6 protein-coding genes and 1 tRNA gene are annotated in these 9,015 nt (G+C 65.6%); 4 read left to right on the top strand and 3 right to left on the bottom strand.

From position 1 onward, the window contains the following. Positions 1-1,159 precede the first annotated feature (1,159 nt). Both AB0I38_RS37730 and AB0I38_RS37725 read left to right on the top strand, forming a co-directional pair. On the top strand, positions 1,160-3,655 hold the full coding sequence (locus AB0I38_RS37730) for a DUF262 domain-containing protein (RefSeq protein WP_358493752.1): 2,496 nt from the start codon (positions 1,160-1,162) through the stop codon (positions 3,653-3,655). A gap of 155 nt (positions 3,656-3,810) precedes the next feature. Then, complete coding sequence (locus tag AB0I38_RS37725) at positions 3,811-4,833, top strand: ERCC4 domain-containing protein (protein WP_358493747.1); 1,023 nt, start codon at positions 3,811-3,813, stop codon at positions 4,831-4,833. A gap of 229 nt (positions 4,834-5,062) precedes the next feature. Here the strand turns inward: AB0I38_RS37725 and AB0I38_RS37720 are convergent, their stop codons facing one another. The 3 genes from AB0I38_RS37720 to AB0I38_RS37710 form a co-directional block, all read right to left on the bottom strand. After that, positions 5,063-5,212 (bottom strand): hypothetical protein, encoded by a 150-nt coding sequence (locus tag AB0I38_RS37720; protein ID WP_358493742.1) that lies wholly within the window; start codon positions 5,210-5,212, stop codon positions 5,063-5,065. A 293-nt stretch (positions 5,213-5,505) separates the two neighbouring features. Continuing rightward, a complete protein-coding gene (locus tag AB0I38_RS37715; RefSeq protein ID WP_358493739.1) occupies positions 5,506-6,018 on the bottom strand; it encodes a hypothetical protein in 513 nt (170 codons plus the stop codon). 535 nt (positions 6,019-6,553) lie between these two features. After that, positions 6,554-6,630: transfer RNA gene (locus AB0I38_RS37710), tRNA-Lys, on the bottom strand. Positions 6,631-6,730: 100 nt separating this feature from the next. On the opposite strand from AB0I38_RS37710, the gene AB0I38_RS37705 reads away from it, so the two are divergent. Then, positions 6,731-7,570 carry an AAA family ATPase gene (locus tag AB0I38_RS37705; RefSeq protein ID WP_358493734.1) on the top strand — a complete coding sequence of 280 codons (840 nt, stop codon included), beginning with the start codon at positions 6,731-6,733 and terminating at the stop codon, positions 7,568-7,570. Between the two features lie 64 nt (positions 7,571-7,634). After that, positions 7,635-9,002 (top strand): vWA domain-containing protein, encoded by a 1,368-nt coding sequence (locus AB0I38_RS37700; protein WP_358493729.1) that lies wholly within the window; start codon positions 7,635-7,637, stop codon positions 9,000-9,002. Positions 9,003-9,015: the final 13 nt, after the last annotated feature.

Genomic DNA, 9,015 nt, shown 5'->3' with positions numbered 1-9,015 from the left:
GACGATCTCACCACGCCTGGCCGAGATGATCAAAGTCACACGGTGCGACGAGACCAGAACACCCGTCACTTATCGCGCACAAGCTGAATGTCTACGGTCACACAGGATGCCGCAGGCAATGATTCCTGCCAGGTTGTCCACATGCGTGATGTGGTAAATGGGCGTCACGCCTTGATCTCCATTCAGCTGCCGGGGGCCGGCATAGCCGATGGCACCGTCATCTGGCCCTGCAATATCGCGTCCCGGTGCGATCACTTCCGGCTACGGAAACAGATTCCTTATCGAGCGTCCGGCGGGATCCGCCTGGACGGCCTGGGCCACGTGGCCGCCGGTTGGCAGCACTTCTCGTCGTGGCCGTAGGGGCCAGGCCACACCGGGGTTCAGTGGTCGTACTCGGCCCTCGCCGACCACCAACCAAAGGGCAGCTCATGCAGCGAGGAAGCCGAAGACGCTGAACGGCAGTCCCATCGGATGGCGTCCACGGCCGCCGCCGTATACGGAACCATGTCCTCGGGCAGCCGGTCGAGGACATGCCACTCCAGGACGGCGCACTTGTCCGGCTCGGCGTTGAAGGGCTCGCCCTTCAACCGCTTGGCGCGGAAAACAGCCCGACCCGTTTCGGAGCCCGATGTATCACGTGGACGAAGGTCAGGTCGGCGGGATCGACATCCATTCCGACCTCTTCCCTCATCTCCAGGCCAACCGCCTCAACCGCCTTCAGATGGCCGCTGGGCGGGTGCCCACTCGCCAGAATCGGCCCAGCGATGCCCCGGTACACGAGGGCAGCCGTCTGGGTCTGCCAAGCCAGGACGTCAGCGGCTGCCTCCATCGCTGCTTCGGTGAACGGACGCGCGGCAACACGCGCGCCTACGCTTCGCCGAGACGGCCATATCTCGAGACCACCAGTCGAACGACTAGGCCGGACACCAGGACCTATGGCGCGGACCCGACGACTTCTACGGTGGCCATCAGGTAGCGGTAGGGGATCGGGTGCTGCTCGCCGCCTCGCTCTAGGTAAGTCACGCCCAATCACTGGGTCTCGCGAAGGAATCGGACGGAGGTCAGATTTGGCGATCTAGAAGACCGGTAGCGCTGCGTCAGCTTAATGTGGCGCATAGTGCATGTGCTCTCGTGATGCAGACAGGGCGAAAGGGCTGGCATGAAGGCGAACGAAACCACGCTTCGTAGGCTCATCCAGGGCGACCAACAGTTGCTGGTGCCGTTGTATCAGCGCCACTACACCTGGGAGCGACCTCAGCTGCGCCAGTTGTGGAGCGACATTGTGGCCCAAGTCGACATGCTGGCCCAGGGCAAGGCGGACGCTCCCAGCCACTTCCTTGGTTCAGTGGTCCTCGCGCCCGGTCCCGAGCTGGCGCCCAGCCGGTCGCAGTGGATCGTGGTGGACGGCCAGCAGCGACTCACCACGCTAATGCTCGCCCTCTGCGCCGTCCGAGACCATCTGGTGGCCGAAGATCCAAAGGCAAAGGAGCGGATCAACGAGCTCCATCTGATCAACAAGTGGCAGCCGGGCGAGCTGCGTTATCGGCTGCTTCCCACACAGGCCGACCGGGCCGCTTTCAAGGCGTGCGTCGATGACGTGGCCGAGGGCATGTCCGACAGTCTGATCGGTAACGCGTACCAATTCTTCCGCGGCATGCTCCGAGAGTTCGACGATCCAGCAGATCCGCACGACCTCGCCCGCGTGGAATCGGTCCTGCTGGATCGTCTCAATCTGGTTCAGATCACCGTGGAGAAGGACGACAACGCCTTCCGCATTTTCGAATCGATCAACAACACGGGGATGCGGCTCAGTCAAGTCGATCTGATCCGCAACTACGTTTTCATGTGCCTACCCACACGGGGCCAGCACGTCTACGACGAGTACTGGATGCCGATTCAACGGCTGCTCGATGGCAAGGCCATGGAACAGCTCATGTATCTAGTGCTCGTCCTCAAGGAGGGCGAGGGAGCTCAGTACAACGCCATCTACCGAGGCCACCAGCAGCTCCTCCTGGGGCTGGCCAGCGACGAGACCAAGGTCGAGGCCTACGTCAGGGACCTCCACCGCCGTGCGCGGCACCTGAGGCTGATCCTTGATCCGTCCGAAGGTCTGCCCTTCACGCAGCATTTGCGGTTCCTGAAGGAATGGCAAGCCAGCACCGCCTACCCGCTGGTCATGCGGCTTCTCGCGTTCCGTGAGGACGATCACGTCAGCGACGATGAAGTCGCCCAGACGTTGACCTTCGTCGAGAGCTTCATCGTCCGCCGTCTGATCGCTGGCGTGACCACGGGCAACCTTAACCGCATCTTCCAGCGCCTTGCTGGACAACTCGACCCTGACGACGAACTGCCGCAGACGGTCCGGGCTGCGCTCTCCCCTGCCAGGCTCTACTGGCCTTCTAACGACCAACTGCGTGAAGCGATCCGCAACCGCGCCTTCTATTGGCAAGGTCGAGCGGCACAGCAAAAGCTGGTGCTGCGCCGCTTGGAGGAATCATTGGGGAGCAAGGAGTCCGTAAACCTCACCGACAAGCGCATTACCATCGAGCATGTATTGCCCCAGTCCCTCACGGCGGACTGGCTTGAACAGCTGACCGATGATGAAGGTGTGCATCGGCAGCTCGTCCATACCCTCGGCAACCTCACACTCAGCGGCTACAACTCCGAGCTGAGCAACAGCTCCTTCGCCGCCAAGCGCAAGCAACTCGGACAGAGCAGCCTGAAGATGAACCAGGAGATCGCCGCGTGCGAGCAGTGGGGCAAGGCCGAGATCTTTTCACGAGCCGACCGTTTGGCTGATCGAGCGATCACTATCTGGCCGGGCCCAGACGAGTCCAGTCGAGAACCTGCTCCCTCACGCGACTGGACTCTGCTCTATAAGGCGCTCGCCGCCCTCCCTCCGTCGACGTGGACGTCCTACTCGGACATGGCCGAACTAATCGGCTCACACCCCGTCCCAGTGGGAGTTCACCTGGCTACGGTGCCTGCGCTCAATGCCCACCGGGTGCTGACCAAGCAGGGCAAGCCATCGGAGAGCTTCCGCTGGATTGATCCCGACGATGACCGCGATGTCCACGATGTCCTGCGTGCCGAGGGCATCGCTTTCGACGAGAACGGTGGCGCCTCCACTGATCAGCACATTAGTGCGCGAGAACTTGCCCACCTGCTCGAGCTGCCGGGAGCCATGGATCTCGCCGAAACCGAGAGCACTGAAGATTACGAGGAGGCGACGCACGAGCGAGAGCAACGCTTCGTCCAGCAGCTCACCGAGCAAAGTGGGCCCCAGGCTGCGGGCGCGGTCCAACGGGTGCTTGACCACTGGCGGAAGCAGGGACGCGAAGTACAGTACGGCACCTCGACAGGAGCATCCTGCGCCCCGATCATCAAGGTGCACGGAAAACCGCTTTACGTGGTGCGGTTCTACGCCAAGACCATCGAGTTCCCCTTCGGCCTACTCAAGAATCGGCCGCCATTCGACGATCTTGAACTACGGGAAGAGTTGCTGGAGCTACTCAACAGCGCACCAGGCATGGACATCCCCGTGGCCAAGCTGGAGCTGTATCCCTCGATCAAGAACACCCAACTGATCAACGCGGCAGTCTTCGATGTCATCGTCGCAGTCCTAGACAAGTTCGCGGCGCACGTCGCCGCCTGAGCGGCGCCCTGCGGATTCTTCGGCCCTGTCGGGGATCGCCGGTGACCGGCCTCATCCGGAAGCAGCTTGTCGAGCATGCTCCCCGTCCCGCAGGGCCGGGATCACATCTGCCCGGCCTCCCATGGCTCACGGGGCGCATCGGGGACACTGGAGTGGTGCGTGAGCTGGTCATCGTCCACAACCCCGACCCCGACTCCCGCCTGCCGTACCTGATCCGGCTCCCGCTCGGGGAGACGGGGCTGGTGCTGCGCGCGGGCGGGACCTGGCCGCGGGAGAAGGCGATCTACTGCTTCCCTGCCGGGCCCAGCGAATGGCCGCTCGACCCGGATGTGGTCGAGCGGGTGCCGGTCAAGTCGTGTGTACGGCGCGGCGCCGCCATCGACTTGGTCCTGGATCGGGCTCGGGAGAACCGCTCCCAGATCGTCTTCACCAAGGCCCGCGGCCGAGACGCGATCTTCTGGCAGACCGCCCGCGTCCGCAAGCAGGCCCGGCCGAACGTGACCACACCCACGGCGCGGGCGGGGGGAATCGCGGCACTGCCCATCGTGGTCGATTCCGGCGAGCGGTACGCCTATCGGTTCACCCACCAGCAGGTGGAGGTCACCAGGAAACGCCTGGCCTGCGGCGACTACGGAGTCGAGGTCGCCGGGCGGCTCCATGCTTCGGTGGAGCGCAAGAGTCTGGCCGATCTGGTGTCCAGCCTGCTCAACACCAGGCTGAAGTACCAGCTGACCGAGCTTTCCACGCTCCCGCACGCCGCGGTTGTCGTGGAGGACCGCTACAGCCAGGTGTTCAAGCTGGATCACGTCCGCCCCGCCATCATCGCTGACGGGGTCGCCGAGTTGCAGGTGGCCTTCCCAAGCGTGCCGATCGTGTTCGGTGAGACCCGTCAGCTGACCGAGGAATGGACCTACCGGTTCCTGGCAGCCGCCTACACCGCTGCCGACCATCCACCGGTCCGCGAGGCGCCTCCGATTGACGCTGCGCGGCCGGGTGAGGCAGGGAGCCAGGTCCACGTCCGGGAGCCGGCGCTGGATCCATCCACTGCCGAGGTCCGGGCCTGGGCCCGGGCCAACGGCTTGGCCGTACCTGACAAGGGGCGGCTGCGCCAGGAGGTCTGGGAGGCGTACCGGCAGGCTACCGGCCGTACGAGTACCCGTGGGGCATTGATCAGGTAGTCCAGGCCACAGCACATCCGCCCGAGCATGGCCGGAACCTCCGGGGACGGGAGCTTGACCGGCTGTCAGGTCAGGTCCTTATACGAAGAAGCCCCAATGCAGAAATCTGAGCTGGGGTCTTTCGGTGTGCGTCGCCAAGGACTCGAACCCCGGACGGGCGCGTACGCCCGTGTCGTGTCCCGCTGACGTGGACAACGGGTGACATTCAGGGGCCCTTGGCCAGGTACCGCTACTTCCCGGTGGGGAATTTCGCGGGGAAGGAGGGGGCGGGGTCGTTCGTCCTCGGTTCGTTGATCGCCAGACCGACGGCCCCACCGGTGAGCCCGCCCAGCGCCAGCGCCGCGATCAGGGCACCGGCCGTGAGCAGTATGAACCCCACCGTCCCTGACCGGCGGCTCCGGACATCCCTGCCGGACGGCGCCTGAGGGTGGCCGTACGGGGACATGTGCGACTGCGGGTGAACCGCGTACGGCTGAGACGCCTGCGGCCAGGGTGTCTCGGACGGCCAGGAGGAAAGGGGCTGACCCGCCATGTGATCGGAAGGCTGCGGCGCGGTGGGGTGTCGCGGTGCTGAGGGACCAGGAGGCGGCGGGGCCTGCACCGGCTGCCAGGCGGTGCCGTCCCACCAGAACCTGCCGTCAGGAGAGTACTGCCCGCCAGATTGAGCCGCCATCACTGTCTATTCCTCCGTCTTATCGTGAGGTCGACGGTCTTCGCGTCCCGCTGCAGTACGTACTCCCAATCAAGGATGTAGGTCACATCCCCATCCACTCCGAGCTGCTCGGTCAGCCAGTCGTTGACCTTCTTGACCGTCGAAGGATCGTCACGGTGCGGCAAGGTCGCAAACCACGACATGTAGTCCAAATCGGCCCCGGCCAATGTGTCGCCGCCAGGATTCAGAATTCTGAGCTCGACCTTGTCGATATATTCATAGAATTTCGCCACACTATTGGCGCGAAACAGGTCCGCCGTGAACCGCACTTCGCCGACCTTCAGCCCACAGGACCAGAGTATTCTTCCGTCGGCGCATGTGTATCCCTGACGCTTCAGCGCTTCGACGACGGTGGTGATTTTGAGGCCGGGAACGCAGTCGTGGCCGCAGTAACGCGTATCCTGTCCGCGGACGCTGCCTGCGATGACGTAGGCGCCCACACCGGCGAGCAGGAAGACGACCAAGCTGATCACCCCTACCGTGATCAGGCGAGCCCCACGGCGATCTGCGGAGACCTGGGGAGGGATGTGTTCTGGCGGGGTCCAGCCTAAGGCCGGAGGCCCGGGAGGCATCATGGATATCTCAACACCTTATTCCGAACAGAATCGTTCCATCGGGGCCAAGAAGAATCGCCACTCATGCTGAGAATTTTTGGGAATTCTCGATCCAGTGCCATGTCCCGCACACGCAGCGGCGAGTCGGTGATCCTGGCGTATGCCCTCACCGCCGCCTCCCCGCCCTTGAGCCGCCCGGCCCGCCGGCGATCACCTGCCCCATGCCGAACAGGCTATGGGGAGCGACGCCACCGTGAGCGGCACACATCCCGAATCGGTGGGGTGTAAGCCGGAATGCTCCCGGCCCCCGAACCGCCAGAGGCACCGGAGAAGGCCATCGACAAGCAACCACCCACGGAGCGACCGTCATGATCAGGATGAGGCGTGAGCCGCCGTCAGGCGCGACACCATACGAAGAAACCCCAGGTCAGACCACTGACCTGGGGTTTCTTGCTGGTGCGCCGCCAGGGACTCGAACCCCGGACCCGCTGATTAAGAGTCAGCTGCTCTGACCAACTGAGCTAGCGGCGCGTGCAGGAAGAAATATACCGGCACTCGGCACCTTGGTCGAATCGGCATCTATCCCCCAGGCCCGGCTAGAATAAAGTTCGGCCAGCAGACAGGAGCATCGATGTTCGACTCGCCCGCCGAAGTGACAGAACGGCTCGCCGCCGTGGACTACCTCTCCGACGACGCCATCTCCACCTCGGTGTTCCTGGCCGCCGCCCTCGGCAAGCCGCTGCTGGTCGAAGGGCCCGCCGGGGTGGGCAAGACCCAGCTGGCCAAGGCCATGGCGCTGGCGACCGGGTCCGAGCTGATCAGGCTCCAGTGCTACGAGGGGCTCGACGAGGCCAGGGCCCTGTACGAGTGGAACTACAAGAAGCAGTTGCTGCGCATCCAGGCCACCAGCGCCGACGACGACATCTTCACCGAGGAGTTCCTGCTGGAACGGCCGCTGCTGAAGGCGATCCGGACGGGCGTGCCGACCGTGCTGCTCATCGACGAGACGGACAAGGCCGACGTCGAGGTCGAAGGGCTGCTGCTGGAGCTGCTGTCCGACTTCCAGGTGACGATCCCTGAGCTGGGCACGATCACCGCCGTGCACAAGCCGTACGTGGTGCTGACCTCCAACGCCACCCGCGAGCTGTCCGAGGCGCTCAAGCGGCGCTGCCTCTACCTGCACATCGAGTACCCGACGCCCGAGCGCGAGCGCGACATCGTGCTCAGCCAGGTGCCCACGATCCGCGCCGATCTGGCCGAACAACTGGCCAGGACCGTCGCCACGCTGCGCGCGCTGGAGCTCAAGAAGGCGCCGTCGGTGGCGGAGACGGTCGACTGGGCCAACACCCTGCTGGCGCTCGGCCGCGACGAGCTGGACGAGGCCACGATGGCGGGCACGCTCGGCGTGGTGCTCAAGCACGCCTCCGACCAGACCCGCGCCATCAAGGAACTCGGCCTGCCCAAGGCCTGATCCGCCGCCCGACCTGCCGCCTGGCCCGCCACCCGATCCGCCCGTCCATCCCGTTGGAGGTCACATGTCGCTCGTCGACAGGCATGTCGGGTTCATCCATGCCCTCCGCGAGGCGGGGGTGCCCGTGTCGCTGGCCGAGGGGCTGGACGCGGCGCGGGCGCTGCGGGTGATCGACCTGACCGAGCGCGAGTCGCTGCGCGCCGCCTACGCGGCGACGCTGGTCAAGAAGCCGGGCTACCGTCCCGGGTTCGACGTGCTGTTCGATCTGTGGTTTCCGGCCTCGACCACCGGCCTGTACGACCGGGGCCCCGGCGCCGAGGGAGTGCCCGATCCGGAGACGGCGCCCGTCGAGGACCTGCGCGGCTACCTGGCCCGGCTGCTGACCGACGGCACCGACGCGGAGCTGCGGGAGTTCGCCCGGGCCATGGTCGAGCGGTTCGGCCGCCAGCAGGCCGGGCCGGGACGGCAGAACTGGTTCTCCTACAGCGTGATGCGCGCCCTGTCCCCCGAGACGCTGATGGCCAGGATCCTGCGGGAGGTGCTGGCCGGTCAGGAGCGGGGCGGGCTGGCGGAGAAGACGGCACGCCAGCGGGTGACCGCCGGCACCCGGCGGTTCGAGGACGCCGTCGCCACCGACGTGCGCCGCCGGATCGCCGAGGACTCGGGCGTCGAGCGGATCGCCCGCTCAGCCGTTCGCCCCCCGCTCGACCAGATCGACTTCCTCCGCATCACCAAGGCCGACCTGGCCCGGCTGCGCCGCGAGGTCTATCCGCTGGCCAGGCGGCTGGCGGCACGGCTGACGATCAAGCACCGGCGGGGGCGGCGCGGGCGGCTCGACTTCCGCCGCACGATGCGCGCCTCCCTGCAGAGCGGCGGTGTCCCGCTGACGACCTACTTCAAGCCGCCCCGGCCGCACAAGCCCGAGCTGGTGATCCTCTGCGACACCAGCGACTCGGTCTCGTCGTTCGCCCACTTCACCCTGCTGCTCACGTACGCGCTGAGGGAGCAGTTCACCAAGGTGCGGGCGTTCGGATTCGTGGACACGGTGGACGAGATCACCAGGTTCTTCGTGCCCGGGGCGGATGTGGTGGAGGCCATGACCAAGCTCGCCGACGAGGCGGACATGGTCAGGTTCGGCCGCACCAACTACGGTCACGCGCTGGAGAGGTTCGCCGAGCGTTACGGCGACACGATCGGGCCGAAGACGTCGCTGCTGATCCTCGGCGACGCCCGGTCCAACTACCAGCCCCCCGCGCTGGACGTCCTGAAGACGCTGGCCGCCAAGGCCCGCCACGCCTACTGGCTGAACCCTGAGCCACGTCAGCAGTGGGACACGGGCGACTCGATCGCCTCGGACTACGGGACGGTCGTCCCCATGCACGAGTGCCGCAACGTCGCCCAGCTGACGGGCTTCATCGAGCAGCTCGCCTGACCGGCCGAAAGTC

The organism is Nonomuraea cavernae (assembly GCF_040655715.1).
Classification (GTDB): domain Bacteria; phylum Actinomycetota; class Actinomycetes; order Streptosporangiales; family Streptosporangiaceae; genus Nonomuraea; species Nonomuraea cavernae_A.
The sequence above is the reverse complement of the archived record's forward strand: the minus strand, read 5'-3'. Positions and strand labels throughout refer to the sequence as shown.